Here is an 11,544-nt window from a genome sequence, read left to right as displayed (position 1 = left end):
CCTCAGAACCGTTCGGGGCGGATCAGGGCATAGACCAGATAGACCAGCAGTCCGGCGGTCACGAGGCCGGCCAGGGCATAATCGAGGGACATGGCGCGGCTCCCCTCACAGCCGGTCGCAGGCATGGACATAGGCGACCGCCGCGGCGAAGAAGCCGACGGTGAGCGCAAGAAACAGCAGGTCGAGCATCGTTGGGGTCTCCGGAATTGCGTCCCCCTCGCCGTCATGGTGGCGGGGGAGGTCCGACCCTGTGAGGGTGCGCCGGAGCCGCGTATAGATTCGATGGGGGGCGGCAGGGCCGGAAAATATAAGGTTTATATATACGGCTGGCCGTGCCGGCGCCCGCGGGGCGGCCTTTGCCGGTCAGGCCCCGATCCACAAGGCCAGCACCTGCAGCGCAAATGCGATCAGCAGGAAGACGGCGATGGTGACTGCCGCCTCGCCCAGCACCGCGCGCGGAGAGGGGAACGTCTCATGGCGGGGGTCGGCCGGTGATTGCGGATCCCAGTCTTCCACCAGCGCCGGGGCAGGCATGCCCCGGTCGAGCAGTGCGTGAGGCGATTTTCCTTGCATGACAGCCTCCCAGTCCAGGGGCGGCCAATGGCCGCTATCCCACTGAGAAGAAGGCTGCGGGGCATATAAATGCGATGGGGCGCGTGATGCCTGGAAATATACGGCCGTATACGCGGCCCCGGCTCCGTTATCCGCGTCCCGACGCAGCCCGTGCCAAGCCGGCATAGTGGCGCACGTCGAAGGCGATGAACTCCACCTCGGCGTCGGTGACGTTGCGCAGATGTCTGGCCGGGCTGCCCGCCCAGAGCTGGCGGCCGGGGACGCGCTTGCGCGGAGTCAGCACCGCACCGGCCGCCAGCATGGCGCCGCTTTCCACGACCGCCCCGTCCAGCACGATTGCGCCGATGCCGACCAGACAGCCGTCCGCCAGCGTACAGCCATGCATCCGCACGCCATGGCCGATCACCACGTCGGCGCCGATGATGGTCGGGTACTCGTTCAGCATGACGTGGATGATGGTGCCGTCCTGGATGTTGGTGCGCGGTCCCACCGTGATGCTGTGGTCGTCGCCACGAAGGACGCAGCCATACCAGACGCTGGCCTCCGCCCCGATGATGACGTCGCCGACCACCACCGCGCCGGGGGCGATGTAGGCGTCGGCGGCGATGCGCGGCCATACTCCCTTGACGGGCTGGATGACGGCGCCGGGATGGCGGGCGAGCAGGGCCTCCCCGGTTTCGAAGGCCCCGGTTTCGAAGGTCGTTTCAGTTGCGCTCTCGGTGGTCATTGGTTCCTGTCCTTTTTGGCCCTGCCGGGTCTTGGTTCCGGTCGGGAAACAGCCGGTCGATGTCTGCCCGAGTGTAGCCCAGTCCGGCCGGCAGCGTCGCGCCCCGCCGGTCGCAAGCGGTCAGTCTTTCTCCCTCGGAAAGAGAAGAATCTTGCAAATGAGAATCAGTATCATTATCAAGGTTGGTGCCGTGCGGACCGTGCCGGGGGCGTCGGCATTTTGGCAGGCACAATGGCAGGGGGACCATCGCGATGAAGACTGCCGGGCAGTCCGGACGGGTTGAGGGACGGGCTGCGCCGCCGCGCCTGCGCACCGCCGCACGCGTGACGGCGGCGGTATTCGGTGCCTATGGCTTCGCCTGGGGCCTCGCCGCCTTCGGGGCGGAGTTGGGGGCGCTTGCGGGCATGGCGCCGGCGGAGGCGGTCACCGCCTCCAGCCTGCTGGCCCTGGTGGTGTTGCCGGTGGCGTCGCTGTGGGCCTTCGCGGTGCCGCGGGTCACGGTCGGCTGGGCGGTGTTGGGCGGCGGCGGGGTGCTGCTGATCGCGGCCTCGCAGTTTGCCGGGATCGTCGGGCCATGACGGCGAAGACGCGCAAGCTGATCAGCCCGGCCCTGCGCGCCGCCATGCTGTGGCCGCACACCTGGGCGGGAGTGACGCTCGGTGGGCTGCTGATGCTGATCTTCTTCATGGGATCGCTGGCGGTATTCGCATCGGAGATCGACCGCTGGATGATGCCCGCCACCCGCGTCGGTGCGGTGGAGACCGGGCCGGCCTCGCTCGACCATGCGGTGCTGCCGGCGGTGGAGAAACTCGCCGCCGGGCGGGTGGTGCGCGACTGGTATGTGCAGTTGCCGGACGAGCGGCGGCCGGTGATGGCGCTTCAGGTACGGACCGAGACCGGCAATGCCGGCGGCATGGCGACCGGCGACGGCCAGCTGCTGCCGCCGGTCGGGACGCTGGGAGGCACCTACTTCTTCTATCCGCTGCACTACAGCCTGCATCTGCGGGCGGGCTTCATCGGCTATTGGATCGTCTGCTTCGCGTCGGTGGCGATGCTGGCCGGGCTGATTTCCGGCGTCATCATCCATGCGCGGATCTTCAAGGATTTCTTCACCTTCCGCAGCTGGGGGCAGTTTCGCCGCTCCCTGCTCGATCTGCACAATCTGACGGGCGTGCTGGTCCTGCCCTTCCATCTGATGATCACGATCACCGGGATCGTCATCGTCCTGCCCATCGTATTGCCGGCCGGCGTCCAAGCGCTGTATGGCGGCGATGTGCGGCGCTTCTACGACGAGGCGCTTGGCAACTACAGCCGTCCGCGCAGCGGCATCGCCGCCCCGCTGGCGCCGCTCGATCCGATGGTGGCGGAGGCCCGCCGGCTGTGGGGCGGGGGAGAGCCGGCCGTGGTGTTCGTCTACAATGCCGGCGATGCCGCGTCGGTCGTCCGCATCAACCGCGCTCTGCGAGACCGCATCAGCCTGGATGTCCAGCCGGTCTTCTTCGACGGCGTCACCGGACAGGTGCTGAAGTACCAGCCGCCGGGGCCTGTGGTGGCGATCCACCGCGTCCTGTCGGGGCTACACTTCGCCGCCTTCGACCATTGGCCGCTGCGCTGGCTCTATTTCCTGTTCGGGCTGTCCGGCTGCGTGCTGATCGGCACCGGCATGCTGTACTGGATGGAGAAGCGGCGGGTTGCCCATGGCGTGAAGCCCGGCCCCGGCTGGCGCAGCGTCGCCGCCATCGCCTGCGGCAGTACCTCCGGCCTGCTGATCGCCACGCTGGCAATGATGGCGTCCAACCGGCTGCTGCCGGCCGGCATCCCCTCGCGGGAACTGGTCGAGGTCGGCCTCTTCTTCCTGATCTGGATCGGAAGCGCCGTCCATGCCGCCGTCCGCACCCGGACGAACCCGCCCTGGAGCGAGCAATGCACCGCGGTCGCCCTGCTGGCCGCGGCCTGCGTGGCGCTGAACTGGATCACGACGGGGGAACATCCCATCCGTGCCGTGGCCTCCGCCGACTGGGCGGTGCTGGGCGTCGATGTGGTCCTGGCGCTGACCGCCTTTGCCGCATGGCGGGTGTCGCGGCGGCTGGCCCAGCGGCCCGATCCCGAACTCTCAACCCTGGTGAAGGTGACCGACCATGCCTGATGCCCTGATGCTGCCCGGCTTGTTCGGGCTCTGCTACTTCGCCTTCGCCGCCCTTGCTCTATCGGTGGAGCGGCATTGGCGCGACCTCGTCGATCCCAGGCGGGGGCCGCCGCGCCGAACGGTGTTCCGGCTGCGGCTGGCGGCGCTGCTGTGCCTGGCGGCGGCGCTGTCGGTCGCGGTCCGCCATGACGGGACCGGCTTCGGCATTCTGCTTTGGGCACTGGCCTTGAGCGCGGGTGCGCTGGCCGTCGCTGCGACCGTCACCTGGAGGACGCGGTCCGTCCGCGGCTGAACGTCTTAACGGTGGGGCGCCGGACTCACATGCGCATCATGCGGAAAATGGCGATGAACATCACGACCACGCCCACCTCGGCGGCGGTGGCGAGCCAAGCCGGGTGAAAGAGGATGCCGAACGGCACGATCAGCAGCAGGATCAGCGACGGAAACACGATGTAAGGGGACTCGAACCGGCGGAACTTCGTCTTCGCCGCGGTGCCATCTTCTTCTAACAGGGACGGCTGCGCCAATTGCGTGGACATCGGATCGGAACCTTCGGTCTTCGGTTTGGATAAAGCCGATCCTAGGCAGCGTTATTCATCGCAAAAAGCGAAATAAACCGATGTGTTTCATCGGTTTTTTCGAAGTTATTCGCGTCTCTCCGCCGGTTCGCCCAGGATGGCCTTCAATCCGGTGAGTGCGGGGTCGATGATGGCGTCGTCGGCATCGGTCGGGTAGGCGGCGTAGATGGGTAGGCTGAGCGGCCGGGCTTCCGGCAGGATTTCCCCCTTGCCGGCATCGATCAGCGGCTGGACGAGCTGCCGGGGGAAATGCCCGGTACCGCCGCACTGTTTGACATAGTCGAGCCCAAGCGTGCCGACGCCGATCGACAACGGGGCGGCCTGCACGTCCGGGCGATGCAGCCGTACATTGCGGCGGAAATCATCGCCCCAGTCGATGTGGACATAGGGTTCCTCCAGGTAATCCGCGACCGCCGGCATGCGGAAGAGGACCAGTTCCTCCTCGAGCAGCAGGCGGATCGACAGGCCCGGCAGGGCGCGCGGCGAATAGAGGACGGCGACGTCCAGCGTCCCGTCCTGAAGCCCTTGCAGCAGCCCGTTCGGCAGGCCGACATCGCAGCGCAGGGCGATGTCGTTGGCGTTGCGCCGCATCCAGGGGATCCAGCGGTACAGCAGGCGGTTCCACAGGCCGGCCTCGCTGCCGATGCGCAGCAGCGCCTTGTGGCCGGCGGGCAGGGTGGCCTCCTGCCGGGCCTGCTCCCACAGGCGGAGGATCGCCGCGGCATGGCGCTGGAAACGCAGGCCGGCGCTGGTCAGCGTGGCGCCGGTCTTGTTGCGCACGAACAGCCGGCAGCCAAGCTGCTGCTCCAGCTGTTGAATGCGCGTGCTGACGGTCGACTGGGTCACATGGAGCCGGTCGGCCGCCGCCATGAAGCTGCCCGCCGCCGTGACCTCCAGAAATGTCCGGGCCATTTCCGTATCCATGATACCTCGCTCGAAACCCCGCCTCCACAGACGGGGAGCAAGACCTACGCCATCGGCAGCTTGATCGCGACCAGCCGGTGTGAGACGATTCGCCGCATCCACTGGATGCAGCCGCGACCGGCGGTTCTCCTAATGCGGCAGGATCGTATCGGAAAAACCGATGACAACCATCGGGTAAATTCGCTTCCTGGCCTCATTGGCCGCCATTAGCTTCCGCCTGCTCGCCGGAAGGAAGCCCGACCAATTTTCTCGGTTGGCCGGAGACAACGTTGAGAAATGGGAGTTCCGCTGTGTCCGTCATGCGCAAAATTCTGTTGGCCTCCGTCATTCTGATTTCCGGTGGAACCGCCGCCGCGCAGGCCGCGGACGGCGATGCGGCAGCAGGCAAGTCGGTGTTCAACACCTGCAAGGCCTGCCACACCATCGAGGCCGGCGGCCCCAACCGCGTCGGCCCGAACCTGCATGGCATCGTCGGCCGCAAGGCGGGCAGCGTCGATGGGTTCAGCTATTCCACGGCGGTGAAGGATGCCGGCTATGACTGGGACGAGCAGAAGCTCGACACCTATCTGAAGGATCCGAAGGCGGCGCTTCCCGGCAACAAGATGGCCTTCGCCGGCGTCAAGGACGACGCCAAGCGCGCGGACCTGATCGCCTATCTGAAGAGCGAGTCCAAGTAACCGCGGGTCTGGCTGAACCATCGTCCTGTCTGTCGCCACAGCCCCGCCGATGCGGGGCTGTGGCTGTTTCAGGATGGGCGCGCCAGCAGCCCCTCCGCCAGGGCGCGGAACGCCTCGACCGCCTTGGCGAGAACGTCCTGAGGATCGGGGCTGGCGGCCACCCAGAGCGCGGCGTTCAATGCCGCCCCATTCAAGAGCCGGGCGGCCGCTTCGGGGTCGATGGGCCTGACAACCCCCTGCGCGATCAGCCGTTCCACCGTTTGCCGCGTCATGTGAAGGCAGCCGTTCTGGCTCGGCCATTGCGAGGGATCGCCCAGGAAGGCCGGTCCGTCGAGCAGGACGATGCGCTGGACCTCGGGCTCCAACGCCATCTCGATATAGGCCACACCTTCCGCCAGCAATCCGTCCCAGCCGGTCCCGGCCCGGGCGCCGATGTCGTGTGCACGCTGCGCCATCTCGGTGTCGAGCTGGTCGACCACCGCCTGCAGAAGCCCGCGCTTGTCGCCGAAATTGTGATAGAGGGCGCCCCGCGTCAGCCCGGCCTCGGCCGTCAGATCGTCCATCGATGCGGCGGCGAACCCCTGTTCGGCGAAGGCCTTACGGGCGGACGCGATCAGCTTGGCGCGGGTTTCCTCCATCATCTCGGATCGCTTTTTTGCGGCCATGGGCCTTCTCCGGAAATTTCTACATACGTCGCGTATGTGAATTGACATACGCGACGTATGTGTGATGTGGTTCGCATACGCGGCGTATATCAACTTGCAGCCGCGCTGTGAAGCCCGATGCCGGCCATTCCGGCAGTCAAGGAGGACCACGACCATGGCCAAACGCGACGCGATCACTCCGGCCAACCGGCATGCGCTCTACGAAAAGCACCGCTATTCGGCGGCGATCCGTTCGGGCGATCTCCTGTTCGTATCGGGGCAGGTCGGCAGCCGCGCGGACGGTTCGCCGGAACCCGACTTCGAGCAGCAGGTGCGGCTGGCCTTCGACAATCTCGCCACTGTGCTGAAGACCGCCGGTTGCACCTTCGACGATGTCGTCGACGTCACCACCTTCCACACCGATCCGGCCAACCAGTTCGATGCCATCATGAAGGTGCGGGAGACGGTGATCGGCGATGCGCCCTATCCCAACTGGACCGCGGTCGGGGTGAACTGGCTGGCGGGGTTCGATTTCGAAATCAAGGTCATCGCCCGTATCCCCGAGCAGGCATGAGTTCTCGCGGCTTTTCGCCCGCCACTGTGGGCCCGCTCACAGCGGCGGTCGGATGGCCAGCGGCAGGATGGGGCCATGCCGCCCCTGGCCCCGTTCGCAGAGGAAAGCCCCGATGCGCAGCCTTGCCGCCGTTACCCTTTGCCTTTCCGTTCTCGTTGCGATCACCGCCCTTGTCCGGCCGGCCGCCGCGTTCGAGGTGCAGTCCGGTGGCGTGCCGCTTTCCGCCGCGGCGGTTTCCCTGCTGGGGAACCGGGTCGGCAACGCGCCGCCCAATGCGGCCGGTCCCGTTGGCGCTTTTCCACCCTGGATGGGGAACGGCCGGACGAACGGCCCGGCCCTGGCGAACGGCGCGATGGGCGGCGGACTGCCGCTGCCGGGGCGGGCCGGCGGTGTGGCAACTGCGGACCGGGCGGCGATGAACGAGCAACTGTTCGGGATCAAGCGCTGAAAAGGTCGCCTGCCTGTCTTCCCTGAGCCGTCCTCCCCCGCAATGGTGGGGATGGAGGCGGCGATTGTCCGCCAATTCGGAAGGGTGTGGCGCAGGAGCGGGTTGTTTTTCAACGGGATGGGATTACCCAAGAATTCGGGGGAACCCTGCTTCGCGGTCGAAGACTAAGATCGATGGCATCGGACAAAGGGCAATGAAGAATACAGGGGGAAATCATGCTGCGGACTGCCGTGATCGCAGTCGGCGCCCTGCTGCTTCTGCCGCTGTTTCTGGCTGGGCAGGGAATGGCCGACCGGGCGAAAGCACCCGATGACGCGCGTGCCTATATCCTGTGGCCTTCCAACGGGACGGTCATCACTGGCGGAAAATTCTGGGTGCGCATGGGGCTCCAGAACATGGGGATCGCACCGGCGGGTATAAGCCACGCCGACACCGGGCACCATCACCTGCTGATCGACACCGAGCTGACGAACCCGGACGAGCCGATCCCCAACGACAAGCAGCACCTGCATTTCGGCGCCGGCCAGACCGAAGCGCGGCTGGAGCTTCCGCCCGGAACCCACACGCTTCAGATGGTCCTGGGCGATGCCGACCACATTCCGCACAACCCGCCGGTGATGTCGGAAAAAGTGACCATCACCGTCCGCTGACCGGAGCCGTTCGCTTCGTCCCTGCCAGGGAGGGCACCATGACATCGAATTCGTGCGCGCTTACGACCGCTCGCCGCCTGCAACCGGTTCTGGGCGCGGTGTCTTGCGCGGTGCTGTGGGGAGTGCTGTCGCTCGCGCCGTTGACGGTCACGGCGACGCCCGCGGCTGCGGCGGATGCATCCGCCCAACAGACGACCGGCCAGAAGGACAGCCAGAACAACCCTGCCGCCACGCCGCGGACGCCCGGCCGAAAGGATGCATGGCTCTATATCGGCTGGCCCAACAACGGGCAGGTGGTGGGGACGCGCTTCAAGGTGTGGTTCGGGCTGCGCAATTTCGGCGTCGCGCCGGCCGGGGTGCGCAAGGACGGCACCGGGCACCATCATCTGCTGATCGACACCGATCTCAAGAATTTCAACGAGCCGATCCCCAGCGACAAGCAGCACCTTCATTTCGGCAAGGGCCAGACCGAAACGGTCCTGGAACTGCCGCCCGGCCGCCACACGCTGCAACTGGTCCTGGCCGATGCCGACCATGTGCCGCACGACCCGCCGATCATGTCGAAGAAGATCACCATCACGGTCCGCGCCGACCGCAGCCCGCAATTGTCGGCGCGGTGACCGGTCCCGAGCCGGCCTGACGGCGCAGGCAGCAAGCCGGACCACAACCCCACAGGAGACAGCGCCGATGAGCATGGTCCGGTTCCTTGGTTCCGCCGTGGTTTCCGTCGGCCTGACGCTGGCGCTCGGCGGCTGCTTCACCTCCGGCGAGATGGCGCGCGTGGTGCAGCAGCCGAAGACCCCGGCCGTCCGCACCATCAGCAGCTTCAGCGAGGCGCTGCGCTGCATGGACACGCTGCTGTGGACCCATGGCAAGCACGACATCTACATCACCGCCAACGGCCTGCCCGACGCCACCGGCCGGGTTGCCGGCGGCACGAAGGAGATGCTGATCACCGCCGTCTCGCGGATGTCGGAAACCTCCAGCGCCTTCCGCTTCGTGGATTTCGAGCCGGCGCTGGACGACGTCAACGCGCTATACTGGATGATCGGCGTGCAGCCGAACTTCCGCGCGCCCTCCTACTACATCCGCGGCGCCATCACCCAGCTGGACGACAATGTGGTCAGCGAGGCGGCGGGAGCCGGGCTGTCGCTACCCAAGCTGGACCTCAGCGTGTCGGCCGATCAGGTGGTGTCGATGGTCTCGGTCGACCTCAATGTCGGGGAACTGGTGACGCGCCAGATCATCCCGGGCATGTCGGCGTCCAACACGCTGGCGGTGGTGTCGTCGGGACGCGGAGCCGATGCTGGCGGGGTGATCGGCAAAGCCGGCCTGTCCTTCAACATTTCGCTGAACCGGTCGGAGGGGCTGCACCAGGGGGTGCGCACGCTGGTCGAACTCAGCACCATCGAGGTGCTGGGCAAGCTGACCCGCGTGCCCTACTGGCAATGCCTGGGCATCGACCAGACCAATCCCGCCTTCATGGCGGAGGCGCGCGGCTGGTTCGACGGCATGGCTCCGTCGGAGCGCGTGACCTTCACCCAGCGCGCGCTGTCGGCGCAGGGCTATTACGACGGGCCGGTCAACGGGCAGCTCGACCAGCGGACCGCCGAAGCGGTCGGCCGCTTCCAGGCTGACAGCGACCTGATCGCCACCGGCCGCATCGATTTCGACCTCTACCAGCGCCTGCTCGCCAAGCCGCCCGGCCAGGGTGGGGCACCGCCGGCCCGGCTGCAGAGCGTCAGCAATGCCGGGGGCGAAGGGTTGCCCCGCGCCCAGCCGTCGCCGTCCCGGCTCGACCTGCTGCTGTCGTCGGACCGCGGGCCGGCACCGCGCTACCGCGCCGGCGAAGCGCTGGTGGTGCGGATGCGGCCGACGGCGGACGGCTTCGTCTATTGCTACTACCGCGATGCCGCCGGCACGGTATCCCGCATCTTCCCCAACCGCTTCCAGCCCGACGCCTTCGTCGAGGCCGGCCGGCAGGTGGAAATCCCGCCCGGCGTGCAGAAGCCCTTCAACCTGCGCATGGACCGGCCCAATGCCGAGGAGACGGTCGCCTGCGTCCTGTCGCACGACGAGATCGGCGTGCGGATCCCCGAAGCGTTCAAGAGCGAGGATCTGCAGCCCATTCCCGGTGCCGCCCTGGATGACGTGATCAATGCCTTCGCGACCGCCAAGGGCAGCGATGCCCGCGCCAAGCGGCTGACGGTGAAGGTGCTGCCCGGCACGCTGGCACAGGGGGAGTAACCTCGGGCGAACCGCCGGAATCGGGGGCCGACTGTTGTCCGGCTCACAGCGCGGGGCAGGGTGGTGGCGATAGAACCAGGGCAACGCCGTTCCTTCTCCTGCTCATGGAGCCTGACATGACCAAGTCCATCCTGTCCCACGCCCTGGCCCATACGCTGGTCGCCACCCTGCCGATTCTGGCCGCCGCCTGGGCCGGTCCGGTATCCGCCCAGACGGTGGAAGGGTCGGGTTCGTCGAAGGTGATGATGTTCGACCGGCCGCCCAGCGTGGAGGAACTGCGCGAGGTGGTGGCACCGGAACCCAAAATCCGCACCCGCAGCATCGAGATCATCGGCGGTGCGGCCGGTGCCGCCGCCAAGCGGCCCCGGCCCATCGACGAAATCAACTACGGCACGGCACCGATCCCGTCCGCAGCGCAGCCGGCTCCCCAGCCCGAGGTGCAGCCCGTGGCCCAACCGGCGTCCCAACCCGCTCAGCAGGCCAGCCGCCCGGTCCACAAGCAGCGCCGGCAGGAGGTGCGCACGGAGGCCCCGGCTGCCCAGATGGCCACCGCCGAGCCGCCCGCCGCTCCCGTCGCTCAGCAGCAGGACGCCGCACCGCAGGCCTTCGGTTTCCGCATCAACTTCGCGCTCAATTCCGCCGAAATCCCGGCCGAGTCCGCCTCCTACATCGACGCCGTCGGGGCGCTGATGAAGGAGGATCCGACCCTGGGCCTGACGGTGGAGGGCCACACCGACGCCAGCGGCAGCCTTTCCCACAACATGCTGCTGTCGCAGCGCCGCGCGGTGTCGGTCGGCGAGTATCTGGTCCGCGTCCATCGGATCGATCCCAAGCGCATCACGGTGGACGGCAAGGGGCCGACGGCGCCGATCGCCGCCAACCCCTATGACGGCCGCAACCGGCGCGTCGAATTCAAGCCGACCCATTGAGTGCGGCCCGAACGGAGGAGGATGCCATGAAGCACGCTCTGCTCCTCGCGGCCTGCCTCGGTCTTGCCGCCCTATGGCTCGCCGGTGTTGCCGATGCCACGGTTGTCCGCAAGAAGGGGGCCGACACGTCGGGCGCCACCAGCGGCGGTGTCGCGGGCGGCGTGGATGTCGCCCCATCCGGCAAGCGGGTCCGTGTCCAGTGCTGGCAGGACGGCCACAAGATCATCGACGAAGAGGATCTTGCCGTCGTCTCGCTCAGCATCGCCAGCCAGATGAACGGGCTGCGCTTCCGCCGCAACGGTGGGACGGACGGAGCGGTGTCAGTGGTGACGCAGTCCCGCACCGCCTGCCTGCTCGCGCCCGATGACGGGGCCGCCACCGGCAAGGGCCGGAACCGCGACTGATCCTTTCAAATCCAGGAGGTGAC

General features: G+C 67.3%; 17 protein-coding genes. 11 read left to right on the top strand and 6 right to left on the bottom strand.

All coding sequences use genetic code 11. The features are described 5' to 3' along the window. Positions 1 to 2 precede the first annotated feature (2 nt). The 3 genes from GBZ48_RS01915 to GBZ48_RS01905 form a co-directional block, all read right to left on the bottom strand. Positions 3 to 92 carry a K(+)-transporting ATPase subunit F gene (locus GBZ48_RS01915; protein ID WP_109448108.1) on the bottom strand — a complete coding sequence of 30 codons (90 nt, stop codon included), beginning with the start codon at positions 90 to 92 and terminating at the stop codon, positions 3 to 5. A gap of 271 nt (positions 93 to 363) precedes the next feature. Continuing rightward, positions 364 to 573 carry a hypothetical protein gene (locus tag GBZ48_RS01910; protein ID WP_174469461.1) on the bottom strand — a complete coding sequence of 70 codons (210 nt, stop codon included), beginning with the start codon at positions 571 to 573 and terminating at the stop codon, positions 364 to 366. Between the two features lie 127 nt (positions 574 to 700). Further along, complete coding sequence (locus GBZ48_RS01905; RefSeq protein ID WP_174469460.1) at positions 701 to 1,300, bottom strand: gamma carbonic anhydrase family protein; 600 nt, start codon at positions 1,298 to 1,300, stop codon at positions 701 to 703. A 251-nt stretch (positions 1,301 to 1,551) separates the two neighbouring features. On the opposite strand from GBZ48_RS01905, the gene GBZ48_RS01900 reads away from it, so the two are divergent. The 3 genes from GBZ48_RS01900 to GBZ48_RS01890 are packed head-to-tail and all read left to right on the top strand — an operon-like array spanning position 1,552 to position 3,738. Beyond that, the gene (locus tag GBZ48_RS01900; protein ID WP_174469459.1) at positions 1,552 to 1,878 is read left to right on the top strand and encodes an iron uptake protein; all 327 of its coding nucleotides are present in this window, start codon (positions 1,552 to 1,554) and stop codon (positions 1,876 to 1,878) included. Beyond that, positions 1,875 to 3,446, top strand: a complete 1,572-nt coding sequence (locus tag GBZ48_RS01895; protein ID WP_174469458.1) for a PepSY-associated TM helix domain-containing protein — start codon at positions 1,875 to 1,877, stop codon at positions 3,444 to 3,446. Before GBZ48_RS01900 ends, GBZ48_RS01895 begins: the two co-directional genes overlap by 4 nt. Then, positions 3,439 to 3,738 carry a DUF3325 family protein gene (locus tag GBZ48_RS01890; protein ID WP_174469457.1) on the top strand — a complete coding sequence of 100 codons (300 nt, stop codon included), beginning with the start codon at positions 3,439 to 3,441 and terminating at the stop codon, positions 3,736 to 3,738. The genes GBZ48_RS01895 and GBZ48_RS01890 overlap by 8 nt, the downstream gene beginning before the upstream one ends. A gap of 25 nt (positions 3,739 to 3,763) precedes the next feature. On the opposite strand, the gene GBZ48_RS01885 is transcribed toward GBZ48_RS01890, so the two are convergent. Together GBZ48_RS01885 and GBZ48_RS01880 are read right to left on the bottom strand one after the other, a co-directional pair. Next, positions 3,764 to 3,985, bottom strand: coding sequence for a hypothetical protein (locus GBZ48_RS01885; RefSeq protein WP_174469456.1), 222 nt, complete (start codon positions 3,983 to 3,985; stop codon positions 3,764 to 3,766). Between the two features lie 105 nt (positions 3,986 to 4,090). Beyond that, positions 4,091 to 4,936, bottom strand: coding sequence for a LysR family transcriptional regulator (locus tag GBZ48_RS01880; protein ID WP_174469455.1), 846 nt, complete (start codon positions 4,934 to 4,936; stop codon positions 4,091 to 4,093). Positions 4,937 to 5,247: 311 nt separating this feature from the next. Here GBZ48_RS01880 and GBZ48_RS01875 point away from each other — a divergent pair, with 311 nt between their 5' ends. Continuing rightward, a complete protein-coding gene (locus GBZ48_RS01875) occupies positions 5,248 to 5,625 on the top strand; it encodes a c-type cytochrome (protein ID WP_174469454.1) in 378 nt (125 codons plus the stop codon). Positions 5,626 to 5,693: 68 nt separating this feature from the next. On the opposite strand, the gene GBZ48_RS01870 is transcribed toward GBZ48_RS01875, so the two are convergent. Then, positions 5,694 to 6,290 carry a TetR/AcrR family transcriptional regulator gene (locus GBZ48_RS01870; RefSeq protein WP_174469453.1) on the bottom strand — a complete coding sequence of 199 codons (597 nt, stop codon included), beginning with the start codon at positions 6,288 to 6,290 and terminating at the stop codon, positions 5,694 to 5,696. 154 nt (positions 6,291 to 6,444) lie between these two features. Here GBZ48_RS01870 and GBZ48_RS01865 point away from each other — a divergent pair, with 154 nt between their 5' ends. The 7 genes from GBZ48_RS01865 to GBZ48_RS01835 all read left to right on the top strand — a co-directional run bounded on the left by GBZ48_RS01865 (position 6,445) and on the right by GBZ48_RS01835 (position 11,521). Then, positions 6,445 to 6,843, top strand: a complete 399-nt coding sequence (locus GBZ48_RS01865; protein WP_174469452.1) for a RidA family protein — start codon at positions 6,445 to 6,447, stop codon at positions 6,841 to 6,843. A gap of 112 nt (positions 6,844 to 6,955) precedes the next feature. Continuing rightward, positions 6,956 to 7,291 (top strand): hypothetical protein, encoded by a 336-nt coding sequence (locus tag GBZ48_RS01860; RefSeq protein WP_174469451.1) that lies wholly within the window; start codon positions 6,956 to 6,958, stop codon positions 7,289 to 7,291. A gap of 215 nt (positions 7,292 to 7,506) precedes the next feature. Beyond that, positions 7,507 to 7,941, top strand: coding sequence for a DUF4399 domain-containing protein (locus GBZ48_RS01855; protein WP_174469450.1), 435 nt, complete (start codon positions 7,507 to 7,509; stop codon positions 7,939 to 7,941). 38 nt (positions 7,942 to 7,979) lie between these two features. Beyond that, positions 7,980 to 8,561, top strand: a complete 582-nt coding sequence (locus tag GBZ48_RS01850; protein ID WP_174469449.1) for a DUF4399 domain-containing protein — start codon at positions 7,980 to 7,982, stop codon at positions 8,559 to 8,561. 67 nt (positions 8,562 to 8,628) lie between these two features. Beyond that, a complete protein-coding gene (locus GBZ48_RS01845) occupies positions 8,629 to 10,188 on the top strand; it encodes a DUF4384 domain-containing protein (RefSeq protein ID WP_174469448.1) in 1,560 nt (519 codons plus the stop codon). Between the two features lie 116 nt (positions 10,189 to 10,304). Beyond that, positions 10,305 to 11,117, top strand: coding sequence for an OmpA family protein (locus GBZ48_RS01840; RefSeq protein WP_174469447.1), 813 nt, complete (start codon positions 10,305 to 10,307; stop codon positions 11,115 to 11,117). Positions 11,118 to 11,143: 26 nt separating this feature from the next. Further along, complete coding sequence (locus GBZ48_RS01835; protein ID WP_174469446.1) at positions 11,144 to 11,521, top strand: hypothetical protein; 378 nt, start codon at positions 11,144 to 11,146, stop codon at positions 11,519 to 11,521. The last annotated feature ends 23 nt before the right edge of the window (positions 11,522 to 11,544 follow it).

It is taken from the genome of Azospirillum melinis (assembly GCF_013340935.1).
Taxonomy (GTDB): domain Bacteria; phylum Pseudomonadota; class Alphaproteobacteria; order Azospirillales; family Azospirillaceae; genus Azospirillum; species Azospirillum melinis.
Note: the sequence above shows the minus strand (reverse complement) of the source record. Positions and strands in the feature narration are given on the sequence as shown.

Bases quoted from the DNA above. Each gene is read 5' to 3' on its own strand.
- GBZ48_RS01915 (WP_109448108.1), bottom strand. From the start codon at position 92: ATGTCCCTCGATTATGCCCTGGCCGGCCTCGTGACCGCCGGACTGCTG.
- GBZ48_RS01910 (WP_174469461.1), bottom strand. From the start codon at position 573: ATGCAAGGAAAATCGCCTCACGCACTGCTCGACCGGGGCATGCCTGCC.
- GBZ48_RS01905 (WP_174469460.1), bottom strand. From the start codon at position 1,300: ATGACCACCGAGAGCGCAACTGAAACGACCTTCGAAACCGGGGCCTTC.
- GBZ48_RS01900 (WP_174469459.1), top strand. From the start codon at position 1,552: ATGAAGACTGCCGGGCAGTCCGGACGGGTTGAGGGACGGGCTGCGCCG.
- GBZ48_RS01895 (WP_174469458.1), top strand. From the start codon at position 1,875: ATGACGGCGAAGACGCGCAAGCTGATCAGCCCGGCCCTGCGCGCCGCC.
- GBZ48_RS01890 (WP_174469457.1), top strand. From the start codon at position 3,439: ATGCCTGATGCCCTGATGCTGCCCGGCTTGTTCGGGCTCTGCTACTTC.
- GBZ48_RS01885 (WP_174469456.1), bottom strand. From the start codon at position 3,985: ATGTCCACGCAATTGGCGCAGCCGTCCCTGTTAGAAGAAGATGGCACC.
- GBZ48_RS01880 (WP_174469455.1), bottom strand. From the start codon at position 4,936: ATGGCCCGGACATTTCTGGAGGTCACGGCGGCGGGCAGCTTCATGGCG.
- GBZ48_RS01875 (WP_174469454.1), top strand. From the start codon at position 5,248: ATGCGCAAAATTCTGTTGGCCTCCGTCATTCTGATTTCCGGTGGAACC.
- GBZ48_RS01870 (WP_174469453.1), bottom strand. From the start codon at position 6,290: ATGGCCGCAAAAAAGCGATCCGAGATGATGGAGGAAACCCGCGCCAAG.
- GBZ48_RS01865 (WP_174469452.1), top strand. From the start codon at position 6,445: ATGGCCAAACGCGACGCGATCACTCCGGCCAACCGGCATGCGCTCTAC.
- GBZ48_RS01860 (WP_174469451.1), top strand. From the start codon at position 6,956: ATGCGCAGCCTTGCCGCCGTTACCCTTTGCCTTTCCGTTCTCGTTGCG.
- GBZ48_RS01855 (WP_174469450.1), top strand. From the start codon at position 7,507: ATGCTGCGGACTGCCGTGATCGCAGTCGGCGCCCTGCTGCTTCTGCCG.
- GBZ48_RS01850 (WP_174469449.1), top strand. From the start codon at position 7,980: ATGACATCGAATTCGTGCGCGCTTACGACCGCTCGCCGCCTGCAACCG.
- GBZ48_RS01845 (WP_174469448.1), top strand. From the start codon at position 8,629: ATGAGCATGGTCCGGTTCCTTGGTTCCGCCGTGGTTTCCGTCGGCCTG.
- GBZ48_RS01840 (WP_174469447.1), top strand. From the start codon at position 10,305: ATGACCAAGTCCATCCTGTCCCACGCCCTGGCCCATACGCTGGTCGCC.
- GBZ48_RS01835 (WP_174469446.1), top strand. From the start codon at position 11,144: ATGAAGCACGCTCTGCTCCTCGCGGCCTGCCTCGGTCTTGCCGCCCTA.